Origin of the sequence: Streptomyces chromofuscus, from assembly GCF_015160875.1 — a bacterium.
Lineage (GTDB): Bacteria > Actinomycetota > Actinomycetes > Streptomycetales > Streptomycetaceae > Streptomyces > Streptomyces chromofuscus.
In genome coordinates, this window is record NZ_CP063374.1 from 334,495 (window position 1) to 348,778 (window position 14,284).

Consider the following 14,284-nt stretch of genomic DNA (forward strand, 5'->3'; position numbering starts at 1 on the left):
CGGCCCGGTCGGCACCGATCCCGGCGAGCGCGGTCAGGAAGGGGGCGGGCGACCGGATCCAAGCGGGTCCCTGCCCGCCTTGGCCCGCCCGGTGGTGCCGTGCCGCGGTCACGGATCACTGCGCCGTCCGGCGGAGTTCATCAGCCAGGTCACCGTCCGGCTGACGTCCGAGAGCGAGACGATTCCGATGAGTCTGCCGTGATCCATGACCAGGACTCGGTGCTCGGCGCCCGGCTCCATGCGCGGCAGCAGATCCGCCAGCGGGCTGTCCGGCTCGACCACGGTGGTCTGCGAGAGCGACACCATGACGTCCCTCACCGTCACGGCGTGGGCCTCGGCCTGCGGCACCTTTCGGGCGCTGTCGAGGGTCACCAGCCCGACCGGGGTCCCGTTCTCGGTCACCGGGAACGCCGAGTGCCGGTAGCGGTAGCGCGCATCGGTGAGGAAGCCCGCGACCGTGGTGTCCGCGGGAACCGTGAGAGGTTCGGGTGTCATGGCGTCCCGCACGGGGACACCGGCGAGCACGCCACGCAGTTGGGCCTGCCGTCCCTCGGCGGTGGCGGCCGCGATGAGGAACCAGCCGATCAGTGCCAGCCACAGACCGCCGAACGCCCGGGTTCTCACGAACGCGACCAGCCCGAGGACGACCAGCAGCCACCCCAAGACCCGCCCCGCCGCGGTGGCGCCGGCGGTCGCCCGCAGGCGGTCTCCCGTACGCCACCACAGGAACGCGCGCAGCAGCCTGCCGCCGTCGAGCGGGGCGGCGGGCAGCGCGTTGAAGACGGCGAGCAGCACATTGATGCCCGCGAGCCAGGCGGCCATCTCCACCACGACCCCGGAGGCGGATGCCAGGTCGAGCAGCCAGGTGGCGAGGGTGAACAGCCCGCCCAGCAGGAGGCTGACCAGCGGGCCGACACCGGCGATCCGCAGCTCGCTGCCAGGGCTGGACGCCTCGGACTTGAGCCGAGCCGCGCCGCCCAGCAGCCACAGCACGATGTCGTCCACCTCGACCCCGTTGCGCCGGGCCACGACGGCGTGCGCCACCTCATGTGCGAGCAGGGAGGCGAAGAAGATCACAGCGGTGCACAGGCCGGCCGCCCAGTACACCACCCAGGCACGCCCCGGATACGTCTCCGGAAGGCGGCCCTGGGACAGGCCGAACGCGATGATGCCGAAGATGAGCAGGACGCTCCAGTGAACGCCGACCCGGACCCCCGCGATCCGGCCCAGAACGAACGTCGCCCGCACAGCGCTCTCCCCTGCTCAGCTAGGCCCCCATCCCCCGACCTCCCACCGAACTGACCCGTCTGATCAGTGAATCCTCCTGCTCCCAGTACACCCTTGGCCCAACGGCTCCGCGCGCTGAAGGGGCCTGAGCACGTGGAGCAGAGAGGTGGAGCACGTCGGGGTGTGACAGTCTTCGTCCGGTCGTGGTGCCGCCGGGCACATGCCCTGAAGCTGGCACGCCGCACAAGTCGGTTCCTAGACTTGAGACGTGGTCCGGCCCAACGAAGAGGTCGAGGCGCTCCTTCATGAGTACGCGGACCTCATCGCCATCACCGGAGGCGAGGCGTTCAAGGCGCGCGCCTACGAAAAGGCCGCCCGCGCCATCGGCGGCTACCCCGCCGACGTCTCCCACCTGGACGTCGCGGGCCTGAAAGAGATCCCGGGGGTGGGCAAGTCGATCGCCGAGAAGGTCGTCGAGTACTTCCGCACCGGTCATGTCACGGTGGTCGAGGAGAGGCGGGCCGAGATCCCCGCAGGGGTGCGGCAGCTCATCACCATCCCCACCCTCGGACCCAGGAAGGCGATGGCGCTCTACGAGGATCTGCACATCTCCTCCGTGGGCGAGCTGGCCGACGCCATCAAGGCGGAGAAGCTGCGCGACCTGAAGGGCTTCGGGGAGAAGACCGAGGAGAACATCCTGCACGGCATCGCCCTCATGCAGCAGGCAGGCGGGCGGATCCTGCTGAGCACCGCCATGGAGGCGGCCGAGGACATCGTCGCCGAACTCTCCCGGATCACGGGCTGTGAACACTGCGCCTACGCCGGTTCGCTGCGCCGTATGAAGGAAACCATCGGCGACATCGACATCCTGGTCGCCGCCCGCCGGGCGGCGCCCTTCATGGATGCGCTCACCGACTTGCCCTCCACCGCCGAGGTCATCGCACACGGGGAGAAGAAGACCTCGATCCGTACCGTCAAGGGCGTCCAGGTCGACCTGCGCGTGGTCCGACCGGACGCGTGGGGTGCCGGGATGCAGTACTTCACCGGCTCCAAGGCGCACAACATCCGGACTCGCACCATCGCCGTCCACCTGGGTCTGAAGCTCTCCGAGTACGGCCTGTTCGAAACGGAGGGCGGCAAGCGGGTCGCCTCCCGCTCCGAGGACGAGGTGTACGCCCGGCTCGGCCTGCCCTGGATCCCGCCCGCCCTGCGCGAGGACCGGGGCGAGATCGAAGCCGGCCTGCGCGGCGAACTGCCCGAGGTGGTGACCGAGCGGGACATCCGCGGTGACCTGCACACCCACACCGACCTGACCGACGGCCTCACCCCGCTGGAGGACATGGTGGCAGCGGCCGCCCAGCGGGGCTACGCGTACTACGCGGTCACCGACCACGCGCCGAACCTGTACATGCAGCGCATGACCGACGAGAAGATCCTCGCCCAGCGCGAACAGGTACGGTCACTGGACGGCGAACACCACGGAATGCGGCTGCTGCACGGCACTGAACTCAACATCGGCCCCGAAGGGGAGGTGGACTGGCCCGATGAGTTCCTCCAGGGGTTCGACCTCTGCGTGGCCGCGGTGCACTCCCACTTCAACCTCGGCCGCAAGGCGATGACCCGGCGGTTCGTCCGCGCCTGCGAGAACCCGCACGTCAACATCATCGGCCACCCCACCACCCGGCTGCTCGGCAAACGGCCGGGCATCGACGCCGACCTCGACGAGGTGTTCGCCGCCTGCGCCCGCACCGGCACGGCCCTGGAGGTCGACGCCCAGCCCGACCGCCTCGATCTGGGCGACGAGGACATCCTCCGTGCCAGGAGTCACGGGGCGAAGTTCGCCATCGACACCGACGCCCACTCGATCCCCCAGCTCGCCTGCCTGCGGTACGGAATCGGCACGGCACAACGCGGTTGGCTCACCCCGGACGACGTGATCAACACCTGGCCGCTGCGGCGGCTGCGCCGGTTCCTGCGCAAGGACCGGGCGGGCTGAGGCGTGAGGCGCCCCGGCACCCGAGGTGCGCTCACACGTCGAGCGTCACCGAGCACCTCCAGCCCTCCGGGCCTCGGGTGAAGACGAGTTCGTGCAGCGTGACCGCCTTCGGCGCGGCCCCCGTCACCGGAAGCGCCCCGGCATCAGCCATCTGCAGCCCGCACCGCAAGCCGCCGTCGGCCGGGGTCAGTTCCACACCGACCGGCACCTCGCCCTCGGTGTCGAGCCAGTACACGACCTCTTCCAGCAGGGCGACGAGCACGTCCTCGTCCCTGTCCGCCCGTATCACGACGTCCCGCCGGCGGACACCGGCTGCTGCCGTCAGGTCCACGAACGACTCGCAGACAGCCCGCACCGCCTGCGTCAGGCATTCCTCGCGGGTGGGGGCCCATGCCTCTACCCGCAGGTCCGCGGTGTGGGGAACACTGCGATGCCCGGCGCTCGGCGCGGAACTCCCCGCTTTCATCACTTCCCCGCTCTCCCCTCATGAGGTGCCAGGAACGACGTGCGCCTCCATCGTCGTCCGGCAGGGAAGGGCACGCGCGTCGGCCTGGCCGCCGACCAGCGTGCCCGTACGACTTTCGCCCTTCTCGCCATGCGTCGGTTCAGGTGCGTCATCCTCCGGTGGTGTCCGAGGGCCACCTGGTCGGCATGATCTCCTTCGACGACCTGTCCTGGCAGCTGACACAGTTTCCAGGCCGCTGACGGAGCGCACACATCCCTCGGCCGATGCCCCGTCACGGAGAAGCTCCCGTCGATCGAGCAATTGCCGGCCACCGGCAAGCGGCAGAGGTCACCCGCGGGGGACGACGGCCACGGGGCAGTGTGCGTGCTGTCCGGGAAGCCCAGTGCCAGGCGCCTGCCCCAGCCGGCGCTCGCGGCCGGTGACCGGTGCCGCCCGCTCAGGCAGGCGAGCAGCGGTGATCGTATGCGTCGGCAGTGCAGGCGCTGTCCGAGAGGCGGACAGTGGAGAGGGGACCTCGCCGCGAGCGTCCGAGGAGGGAGCGGGACATGCTGCATCGCCTGGTCGGAGACCTGATGACCTCGGCCGTCGTGAGTGTGCGGCGGGACACGGGCTTCAAGGACATCGCCGAGCACCTCGCGGAGCACGACATCACCGCGGTACCCGTCGTCGACGACCAGTGCCGCCCGGTCGGCGTGGTGTCGGAGGCGGACCTGCTGCGCAAACAGGAGAGCCAGGCCGATCCGGGCGGACATCTGGCCGCCGCCCACCTGCTGCCCGCGGAACGTGCCAAGGCCCACGCGCTGACCGCCGAGGGACTGATGACCAGCCCGGCCGTCACGGCGCGACGGCAGTGGTCGGTCGTGGAGGCGGCCCGTTGCATGGCCCGCCACCACGTCAAACGGCTGCCCGTCGTGGACGACGCCGGTCGACTGGTGGGCATCATCAGCCGCAGCGACCTGCTGCGGGTCTTCCTGCGGCGAGACCTCACGATCAGCGAGGAGATCACGACGGACATCCTGACTCGCACCCTCGGCCTGGAACCCGGCACGGTCACCGTCCAGGTCACCGACGGCCGGGTGACGCTCAACGGCACCGTGCCGCAGGAGGACCTCATCCCCATCGCGATACGCCTGTCCGAGAGCGTCGACGGAGTCATCGACGTCACGAATCACCTCCGCCCCGAAACCGACACCACAGCCGGTACGCCACGGCGGTGACCCGCCTTCGTGCCGAGGTCGCCGCATTGAGGGTGGTGTCGTGCTCAGTCACCTCGCAGGCATCGTGGTGCCCGTATTCGGTCGTCTGGAAGTCACCACGGAAACCGGTGCCGCACCGCCTGCGGGCAGCATCATCATCGCCAACCACACCTCCCTCAGCGATCCCGCGATCGTGCTCGCCGCGCTGCACCGCCTCGGCACCGAACCCGTCGTCCTCGCGGCCGCGGGGCTGTGGCGCGTCCCCGTCCTCGGCCGCGTCCTGACCTGGGAGGGGCACATCCCGGTTCACCGTCACGACCGGCGGGCCGCACAGGCACTGCAGGACGCCCGAGCCGCACTGGCCGCGGGCCGGTCCGTCCTGCTCTGCCCGGAGGGTGGGCTCCCGCACCGCAAGGGCCCCCACGAAGCCCCGCCCCGGTCCTTCCATCCGGGCCTCTTCCGCCTCGCGCACTCGGCCGGCGCCCCGGTCGTGCCGATCGGCCAGGCCGGAGCCCGTGCACTGGCATCAGGCGGCCACGTCGCACAGGTGGTCAGACTGCTCACCGCTCCGCTGCACCGCCCGAGACTGTACGTGCACGTCGGTGCACCACTGCACCTCGGCAACGAACAAGCCCAGGCCCTCGCCGTGGCCCGCAGCGGGCTGACCCGAGCCTGGTGCACCGCTGCCCGACGACTCGGCAAGCCACTGAGGCGGGACGGGTCCTGAAGTCCGGACAACCGGGGTGTCAGCCCATGACGGAGGTAAGCCGCGCCCTACGTGCCCGAAGCAGTTTGCCCTCGACGTCGGCTCCGCGGACGAACTGACCGGCATTCTCCGCGGGATCATCCGTGAACAGGTGGAAGAGCGTCACGGCCGCACCGTGGCGCTCAAGGGGCATGCCGCTGAGGGCGTGGCCGCCGCGCGCCCCTACGCGGAGGCCGGCCTCGGCCTGCAGGTGTGAGCACACCACCTGTACAAGCAGGCAACCGCTGCCCCGCATACGCCAACCCGGCGCTCGTGAAGCAGCGGCGTCCGCGAGTCACCTGGGTGAGCGTCCGAGTGGTGGGCGGTCAGGGCACTGCCGTGCCGCGGTAGCTCCGCCGGGGTGGGGGCCCGGGCAGCACGGTGGGCGGGGCCTGCGGCCTCGTGTCCACGGGTTCCTTCTGCGCCGGACGGCCGGCGAGGGCCGCGACGATGTCGGCTGCGGTGAGCACCCCCGCCAGACGTCCGTCTTCGTCCAGCACCAGGAGGGCGTCGGTCTCGGTGTAGGTCATGAGGTCGGCTGCGTGGCGTACGGTCTGCTCCGCGTGGACGAGCGCCGGTCCGTGACCGGGCAGGAGGTCGTGCACGCGCAGACCGGACAGCGAAGCGGCCGGTGCCGCACAGGCGACCGCCACGTCAGCCCTGTCCAGCAGGCCGGCACAGCGACCGTCCGGACGCACGACCGGAAGGTGACGGGAGCCCGATCGCTCCAGCAACTCCCACGCCACGAGCACGGTCTCGTCGACAGTGATCGCGGCCACAGCGGTGCGCATCACGTCGGCGACCGTCCGCGCCAAGATCCCCGGCTCATCGTGGCCCGCCCCCGACTGCTGTTCCATGGTCGCCTCCTTCTGATCTGCGGACGTCGCCGCCGTGTCACGGGGAGGGCGCCGGTTTCGCTGCGGCGGGGTGGTGAGCGTCCAGTCGCTGTTGCCGCTCCTGTTGCCGAAGAACGTCGAGGACCACCGGCCCGTCGACGGTCTCGCGAGGTGGTGAGCAGTTCGGCGAGGGTGTCCAGCGCCTCCCGGTGGTCACGGAGCAGAGCCACGGCGCGTTCCTCTGCGTGCCGTACCAGGCGGGCGGTCTCCTCGTCGACGATGCGCCGGGTCGCTCGGAGTAGGGACGGCGCAGGGTGTCCTCTGTGCTGTCGCCGCCGAGGTAGCGGGGGCTCCGGAGCCGTGGCCGACGGGGCCGAGGGCCGGGGACGGGCCGAACTCGCCAAGGCGCCGGCGGCTTGGGCGGCTCGCGCGGGGGCCCCGACTTGGCAGAGCGTGACAGCTGCCGGACCGAAAGGCGGACTGATGTGATCACCGGACGGCTCCCTTGGCGGAAGGAGGAACCTCGCGCGAATCTGGAGCTGGGCCGTTCCCCGAACTCCCACAAGTGTGGAGCGCTGGTGGGCGCCGCCCTTCCAGGATGCCCGGGCTGATGGTGCGCAGCCGAGCCAGGGACAGGGTCCCAGGAGTGAGCCGCCTGAATCCGGCGTGCGTCGAGTGGCCGCCCAGGATCGAATGGAGGGAGGCTTGGAGGAGGCGAGCCACAGGACGGCGGTTCGACCGCCGCTGGGGCCGCGACCAGGCGGGGTGCTCAGCGGATGGGAGGAAGCCCATGAAGGTCGGAGTGCTGACCGGCGGCGGTGACTGTCCCGGCCTCAACGCCGTGATCCGCAGCGTCGTCCGCAAAGGTGTCCAGGAATACACCTTCGACTTCGTCGGTGTTCGAGACGGCTGGCTCGGTTTGCTCCAGGGTGCTGTCATTCCGCTGGACATCCCCAGCGTGCGGGGGATTCTCCCTCGCGGCGGAACCATCCTCGGTTCCTCCCGCACCAACCCCTTCAAGCACGAGGACGGCCTGCGACGCGTGCAGGACACTCTTGCCACGCACGACGTGGACGCGCTCGTCGTCATCGGCGGCGAGGACACGCTCGGTGTGGCCACCGAGCTGAGCCGACAGGGAATCCCTCTGGTGGGCGTGCCGAAGACGATCGACAACGACGTGTCCGGGACCGACTACACCTTTGGCTTCGACACTGCCGTCGGTATCGCCACCGAGGCCATCGACCGCCTCCACACCACGGCCGAGTCGCACATGCGCACCCTGGTGGTGGAGGTGATGGGGCGGCACTCGGGGTGGATCGCCCTGCACGCCGGCGTCGCGGGCGGCGCCAACGTGATTCTCATCCCGGAGCGGCCGTTCGACATCGACCAGGTCTGTGAGCAGGTGATGAGCCGGTTCAAGATCAATTACGCGCCGATCGTCGTGGTCGCCGAGGGGGCTGTCCCCAAAGAGGGACAGATGGTCCTCAAGGACGAGTCGCTGGACGAGTTCGGCCATGTGCGGCTGTCCGGCATCGGCGAATGGCTGGCCCAGGAGATCTCGGAGCGCACCAACAAGGATGCCCGCACCACGGTCTTGGGTCACATCCAGCGCGGCGGTACCCCGAGCGCTTTCGACCGGTGGCTGGCCACTCGCTTCGGCCTGCATGCCATCGACGCGGTCAAGGACGGTGACTTCGGCGTCATGGTCGCCCTGCAGGGCACCCGCATCATCCGCATCCCACTCGCCGACGCCACGGTGCAGAAGAAGGTGGTCGATCCGTCGCTGTACCGAGAGTTCGAAACGTTCTTCGGCTGACCGGCCCCGGCGCTCAGCCGATCACTGTCAGAACCTGCCGATCCACCACCCGGCCTATGACCGGCCGTCATCCGGGTGCGGTACGACCGCCACCGGGCAGCGAGCGTGGTGCAGTACGGCGTGCGTGACCGGACCCAGTCGGCCCTCGGCCGCACTCGGATCGGCACGGCGCCCCACGACGAGCAGGTCCGCACTTCGCGACGTGTTCAGGAGCGCTTCCGCGGGGTGGAGCAACACGACATCGGTGCGGACCGTCACCCGAGGGTATTTCTCCTGCCAGGCCCGCAGGGCGTCGGAGAGCTGCAGGACCTCCTGGTCCTCCCAGGTGGCCCGGTCCTCCGCGGTCACCACCAGGGTCCGAGGAGATACGGACTCGGCGGGAAGGGCCCATGCCTGGACCACTCGCAGGTGTGCCGTGTGTGCCGCGGCGACCGAGAACGCGAAGTCCGCCACCTCACTGACCGGGTGATGCGCATCGAACCCTGCCACGACCTGGGACATGGCGCGTGCCAGGCGGGTCCCTTCTCCGAAGGTGCCGGACGGTTGCGGCACCAACACGACAGGGCAAGGGGCTGCTGCCGCCACCCGCAGGGCCACCGAGCCGACCGCGAGACCGTCGAACCCGCCCGTCCCCCGTGTGCCGATGACGAGGAGCCCGGCATCGCGGGCCGCGGCGAGCAGGGCCGAGTCCGGCGCGTCATCAGCCTGCTCGCCCCGTACCTCGAGGTCCGGGTATCGCTCGCCGAGTTCGGCGACCACCCGCTGGAGCTTTCGCGCGCCCACGTGCCGCAGCGTGTCCCCGGCGGTGCCCGGAAGCGGTGAGGAGGCGTGGCACAGACGCAGTGGAACACCCCGCAGCGCGGCCTCCCGCGCCGCCCAGTCGGCCGCCGCCGAACTGCGTTCGGACCCGTCGACACCCGCCAGCACAGAGTGACTCATCGTGTCCTCCTTCGCCCGGCCCCTCCGCCGGCGTCGCCACACGAGTTTGTCTCCTCTCTTCCACTCTTCCACGGCGCGACCGCTCAGCGCCCGGATCGGATGCCGGGTGGCGCGAAGGTCCAGGAGGACCGGTTCGCAGCCACGTCCGGCGACCGGATCGCAGCGCCCGCCCGTCATCCCACCCCCGGGGGGTACCCGTCGGGCCGCCGCCCCGGGGGACGCGTTACGCCCGATGGACACCGAACGACACACGCGGGTTTACATGGGCCTGGCAGTTGCGGGAACCCGGGGCTCATCCCTCGGCATTCCGAACGACCGGAGGCGAGCCGATGACCGACATCCAAGGCTTGCTGGGCGACGAGGCCAAGGACCTGCTGACCTTCACCGCCCAAGGGATTCCCAGTGAAGACCTGGTACTGCCGGGTCCTGACTTCGTCGACCGGACCCTGTCCGCGACCGACCGTTCGCCCCGGGTGCTGCGCAACCTGCAGTCCCTTTTCGACCACGGCCGTCTGGCCGGCACGGGATACGTCTCGATCCTGCCCGTGGATCAGGGCATCGAGCACTCCGCGGCGTCGGCGTTCGCCGCGAACCCCCGCTACCTCGACCCCAGGAACATCGTCGAACTCGCCATCGAGGGCGGCTGCAACGCGGTCGCCAGCACCATGGGTGTGCTCGGTGCGGTGTCGCGGCGCTACGCGCACAAGATTCCCTTCATCGTCAAGCTCAACCACAACGAGCTGCTGACCTACCCGAACCACTACGACCAGATCATGTTCGGCAACGTCGAGCAGTGCTTCGAACTCGGTGCGGCCGGTGTGGGCGCCACGGTCTATTTCGGCTCGGAGCAGTCGGACCGCCAGCTGCAGGAAGTCAGCCAGGTCTTTGCACGGGCTCACGAATTGGGCATGTTCACCGTGGTGTGGTGCTACCTGCGCAATGCGGCGTTCAAGAAGGACGGCGTGGACTACTCGGTGTCGGCCGACCTCACCGGGCAGGCCAACCACCTCGGCGTGACCATCGAGGCCGACATCGTCAAACAGAAGCAGCCGGAGAACAACGGCGGCTACACCGCGCTGGACTTCGGCAGGACCGACAAGCTCCTGTACAGCACGCTCACCACCGATCACCCGATCGACCTCACCCGCTGGCAGGTGGCCAACTGCTACATGGGCCGGGTCGGACTGATCAACAGCGGCGGCGCATCGGCCGGAAAAGGGGACCTCGCGCAGGCCGTACGGACCGCGGTGATCAACAAGCGGGCCGGAGGCACCGGCCTCATCACGGGCCGAAAGGCCTTCCAGCGTCCCACCAGCGAGGGCATAGAACTCCTCCACGCCGTCCAGGACGTGTACCTCGACGACAGCATCACCGTGGCCTGACCGGGGCGGCCAGGTTTCCCCCCTCGTGCGAGCGCCGATCACCAGCCACCGGCCGCGTCGCCCGCCGCGGTGATCGATGGTTCGCGTCCGCGAACCCACTGCGATCGCAGGGCTGTCCGAAGGGGGCCGCTCCGACAGTCAGTGCCGTCGACGACATCGGGGGGCGTTCACGTCCCGCCCGACGTGCCGCAGAGCAGCGCACCGTAGGTGACGTCGACGAGGAAGCGGACGACCACCGGCCAGGACCCGGATGCGTTTCCGGAGACGGCCGGGTCAGTGGGCAGGCAGTAGGGCCGGCGGTCACCAACCGGACAATTTCGTCCTGTGCAGCCGCGCCGTCCGGGCGGGAGGGCAGGTGGACACGTCCTCCCCACCGTGGCTGAGGGAGCTGGTGGGGTTCGGACGCCCGCACGTCCCACATTCGGTCACCCACACGTTCGGCCCCGATCGTTGGAGGACGGCTACGAGGTGTTCTCCCACGGCACGACGGCCGGCGCAGAACCCGGCCGACCGACAGACGTCCGAAAAGGCCGTCCGGCACCCCCCACCTGGGCCGTCCGGCCCTGGCGCCCGCCGACGAGCGGGAGTGCTATGGAAGTGAGCCGAGGGCAACAGGTGACACGGCGAAGCGGAGCGAGACCGCGCACCGTGCAATGAGGGCCCGCAAGAAGCGGGCGGCCCTCGGCTCCATGAGCGTCGGCAGCGACCGTCGGCCGTCCTCTCAGGCCCGTGCCCTCCGGCGGAAATGCGGCCAGTGCCGGACTCGGCGACCCTGGAGATCAGGGGCAGTGCCGGGAGGAGCAACCCATGCACTGGGAAACCATCCACAAGGACACCCCACCGGTCGTCCCACCCCGACTGACCGACTACGACCGGGCCCGCTCCGCCTTCACCTGGTCGCAGGCGCGCACCGCCCTGGCCGGGCTGCCCGGCGGCGGCCTCAACATGGCCTACGAGGCCGTCGACCGGCACGTGGCCTCGGATCACGCCGACAAGGTCGCGCTGTGCTGCGTCGCACGGGACGACTCCGTCTCGACCATCACATACTTCGAACTGGCCCGCCGCACATCCCGCTTCGCGAACGTCCTACGGTCACTCGGCGTCGGACAGGGGGACCGGGTGTTCACCCTGCTGGGCCGCTGCCCCGAGCTGTACGCCACCGTGCTGGGCACGCTGAAGAACACCAGCGTGCTCTGCCCGCTCTTCTCCGCCTTCGGCCCCGACCCGGTGGAACAGCGGCTGCGGTTGGGCGACGCGCAGGTCCTGGTCACCACCGCGGCCCTCTACCGGCGCAAGGTCGCCGAGCGCCGCGCATCGGTTCCCGGACTGAGGCACGTCCTGATCGTCGGTCCCGGCGCGGAGGAACTGCCCGGCACGGCCTCCTTCGACGACCTGATGTCCGCCGCCCCGGACACCTTCGCCATCCCTGCGACCTCGCCCGGGGACATGGCCCTGCTGCACTTCACCAGTGGCACCACCGGCACCCCCAAGGGCGCCGTCCACGTCCACGAGGCCGTCGTCGCCCACCACGCCACGGCCGCGTACGCGCTCGATCTGCACCCCGAGGACGTGTACTGGTGCACCGCCGACCCCGGCTGGGTCACCGGCATGTCGTACGGCGTCGTCGCCCCGCTGGTCCACGGCGTGACGGTGGTCGTCGACGCGGGTGACTACGACGCCCGGCGCTGGTACCGGATCCTCGGCGAACAGCGAGTCACCGTCTGGTACACCGCCCCCACGGCCCTGCGCATGCTCATGCGCGCCACACCCCGCCAGGGTCCGTACGACCTGCCGCGCTCCTACGACCTCTCGGCGCTGCGGTTCATCGCCTCCGTCGGCGAGCCCCTCAATCCGGAGGCCGTGGTGTGGGGGCGCGACGTGCTGGGCCTGCCGGTGCACGACAACTGGTGGCAGACGGAGACCGGCTGCATCATGATCGCGAACTTCGCCGCCGGTGAGATCCGTCCCGGCTCGATGGGAAGACCCCTGCCCGGCGTCGACGCGACGGTCCTGGCACAGGGGGAGGACGGCCGGGCGCTGGTCATCGACGGTCGGGTCACCGAGGTCCGACACCCCGATGTGGTTGGTGAGTTGGCGCTACGTCCAGGATGGCCGTCGATGTTCCGCGGCTACCTGCACGACAAGGAGCGGTACGACGCCGCGTTCGCGGACGGCTGGTATCTGACGGGTGACCTGGTCCGCCGGGACGCGGACGGCTGGTACTGGTTCGTGGGGCGCGCCGACGACGTCATCAAGTCGGCGGGACATCTGATCGGTCCGTTCGAGGTGGAGAGCGCGCTGATGGAGCACCCGGCGGTGGTCGAGGCCGGCGTGATCGGACGGCCGGATCCGGTCGCCGGGAACGTCGTCAAGGCATTCGTGTCGGTGCGTCCCGGTGTCGAGCCAACCGCGGATCTGGAGCGGGAACTGCTGGCCTTCGGCCGCCGCAAGCTGGGCCCCGCCGTCGCACCGAGGGAGATCGCGTTCGACCAGAACCTGCCCAAGACCCGCAGCGGGAAAGTGATGCGCCGTGTGCTGCGTGCGCGTGAACTCGGTGCGCCTACGGGCGACTTGTCGACATTGGAGGGAACGGCATGAGCCTGGCCCACCCCACCCGGACGCGGAAGGACTCGGCGCCTCCGAAGGCCGGCAAAAGGACAACGACGACCAGAGGGAACGGGAGGGCCGGAGTTCCGTCCGGGCGCGGGGACACCGGACACCGGACGGATCTGCTGGAGTCGATGCTGCGCATCCGGCGGTTCGAGGAGCGGTGCGTCGAGCTGTACAGCGCCGCGAAAATTCGCGGGTTCGTCCACCTCTACATCGGCGAGGAGGCCGTCGCCGTCGGCATCAACGAAGCCCTGACGCCCGAGGACGCAGTCGTCTCCACGTACCGGGAACACGGTCATGCTCTGGCGCGCGGAATCACCGCCGAGGCCGCCATGGCGGAGATGTACGGCAGGACGACGGGATGCAGCGGTGGCAGGGGCGGATCGATGCACCTGTTCGACGCGAGTCGCCGCTTCTACGGCGGCAACGCGATCGTCGCCGGCGGGCTCCCCCTGGCCGCCGGCCTCGCGCTCGCCGACCATATGCGCGGACAGCCGCACGTCACCTGCTGCTTCTTCGGCGACGGGGCCTTCGCAGAGGGCGAGTTCCACGAGACCGCGAACCTGGCGGCCTTGTGGAAGCTGCCCGTGCTGCTGGTCTGCGAGAACAACCTCTACGCCATGGGAACGGCCCTGGAGCGGCACGAGGCGCAGACGGATCTGGCCATGCGCGCCGCGTCCTACGGCATGGTCGCCTGGGCCGTGGACGGTATGGACGTCGAGGCCGTCGAGCAGGCCGCCCGACGGGCCGTCGAAGGCGTCCGAACCGGCACCGGGCCGCACTTCCTGGAGCTGCGCACGTACCGCTTCCGCGCCCACTCGATGTACGACCCGGACCGGTATCGCCACAAGGCGGAGATCGAGCGGTGGAAGGAGCGGGACCCGATCAGCCTGCTCACCGACCGCATGCGCGAGAACGGTGAGCTGGGCGACGACGCATTGGCCCGGATCGAGCAGGGCATCACCGACGAGATCGACCACGCCGTCGAAGCGGCGGAACAGGCACCCGAGGAGCCGGTCGAGCACCTGTTCCACCACGTCACCAGTTCCTCGGCAGAGGCGGTGCACTGAC

Annotated in this window: 12 protein-coding genes; 8 read left to right on the forward strand and 4 right to left on the reverse strand. The window is 70.0% G+C overall.

Annotated features, from left to right (window positions below; genetic code table 11):
* Positions 1-108: 108 nt before the first annotated feature.
* Positions 109-1,248, reverse strand: a complete 1,140-nt coding sequence (locus IPT68_RS01365; RefSeq protein WP_189697557.1) for a site-2 protease family protein — start codon at positions 1,246-1,248, stop codon at positions 109-111.
* A gap of 247 nt (positions 1,249-1,495) precedes the next feature.
* On the opposite strand from IPT68_RS01365, the gene polX reads away from it, so the two are divergent.
* Complete coding sequence (gene polX / locus IPT68_RS01370) at positions 1,496-3,223, forward strand: DNA polymerase/3'-5' exonuclease PolX (RefSeq protein WP_189697556.1); 1,728 nt, start codon at positions 1,496-1,498, stop codon at positions 3,221-3,223.
* A 31-nt stretch (positions 3,224-3,254) separates the two neighbouring features.
* Here the strand turns inward: polX and IPT68_RS01375 are convergent, their stop codons facing one another.
* A complete protein-coding gene (locus tag IPT68_RS01375) occupies positions 3,255-3,689 on the reverse strand; it encodes an archease (RefSeq protein WP_189697555.1) in 435 nt (144 codons plus the stop codon).
* A gap of 545 nt (positions 3,690-4,234) precedes the next feature.
* On the opposite strand from IPT68_RS01375, the gene IPT68_RS01380 reads away from it, so the two are divergent.
* The 3 genes from IPT68_RS01380 to IPT68_RS34915 are packed head-to-tail and all read left to right on the forward strand — an operon-like array spanning position 4,235 to position 5,847.
* Complete coding sequence (locus IPT68_RS01380; RefSeq protein WP_189697554.1) at positions 4,235-4,906, forward strand: CBS domain-containing protein; 672 nt, start codon at positions 4,235-4,237, stop codon at positions 4,904-4,906.
* A gap of 40 nt (positions 4,907-4,946) precedes the next feature.
* Positions 4,947-5,612, forward strand: coding sequence for a lysophospholipid acyltransferase family protein (locus IPT68_RS01385; RefSeq protein ID WP_189697553.1), 666 nt, complete (start codon positions 4,947-4,949; stop codon positions 5,610-5,612).
* Between the two features lie 16 nt (positions 5,613-5,628).
* On the forward strand, positions 5,629-5,847 hold the full coding sequence (locus tag IPT68_RS34915) for a DUF6448 family protein (RefSeq protein ID WP_373300531.1): 219 nt from the start codon (positions 5,629-5,631) through the stop codon (positions 5,845-5,847).
* 109 nt (positions 5,848-5,956) lie between these two features.
* On the opposite strand, the gene IPT68_RS01390 is transcribed toward IPT68_RS34915, so the two are convergent.
* Complete coding sequence (locus IPT68_RS01390) at positions 5,957-6,487, reverse strand: CBS domain-containing protein (protein WP_189697552.1); 531 nt, start codon at positions 6,485-6,487, stop codon at positions 5,957-5,959.
* A 769-nt stretch (positions 6,488-7,256) separates the two neighbouring features.
* On the opposite strand from IPT68_RS01390, the gene IPT68_RS01395 reads away from it, so the two are divergent.
* Positions 7,257-8,282: a 6-phosphofructokinase gene (locus tag IPT68_RS01395; RefSeq protein WP_189697724.1), complete on the forward strand. Its 1,026-nt coding sequence runs from the start codon at positions 7,257-7,259 to the stop codon at positions 8,280-8,282.
* Between the two features lie 54 nt (positions 8,283-8,336).
* Here the strand turns inward: IPT68_RS01395 and IPT68_RS01400 are convergent, their stop codons facing one another.
* Positions 8,337-9,221 carry a universal stress protein gene (locus tag IPT68_RS01400; RefSeq protein ID WP_189697551.1) on the reverse strand — a complete coding sequence of 295 codons (885 nt, stop codon included), beginning with the start codon at positions 9,219-9,221 and terminating at the stop codon, positions 8,337-8,339.
* Between the two features lie 329 nt (positions 9,222-9,550).
* Here IPT68_RS01400 and IPT68_RS01405 point away from each other — a divergent pair, with 329 nt between their 5' ends.
* The 3 genes from IPT68_RS01405 (at position 9,551) to pdhA (ending at position 14,283) form a co-directional block, all read left to right on the forward strand.
* Positions 9,551-10,603 (forward strand): class I fructose-bisphosphate aldolase, encoded by a 1,053-nt coding sequence (locus IPT68_RS01405; RefSeq protein ID WP_189697550.1) that lies wholly within the window; start codon positions 9,551-9,553, stop codon positions 10,601-10,603.
* An 807-nt stretch (positions 10,604-11,410) separates the two neighbouring features.
* Positions 11,411-13,201 carry an acetate--CoA ligase gene (acsA, locus tag IPT68_RS01410; RefSeq protein ID WP_189697549.1) on the forward strand — a complete coding sequence of 597 codons (1,791 nt, stop codon included), beginning with the start codon at positions 11,411-11,413 and terminating at the stop codon, positions 13,199-13,201.
* Positions 13,198-14,283: a pyruvate dehydrogenase (acetyl-transferring) E1 component subunit alpha gene (gene pdhA / locus IPT68_RS01415; RefSeq protein ID WP_189697548.1), complete on the forward strand. Its 1,086-nt coding sequence runs from the start codon at positions 13,198-13,200 to the stop codon at positions 14,281-14,283. The genes acsA and pdhA overlap by 4 nt, the downstream gene beginning before the upstream one ends.
* Position 14,284: the final 1 nt, after the last annotated feature.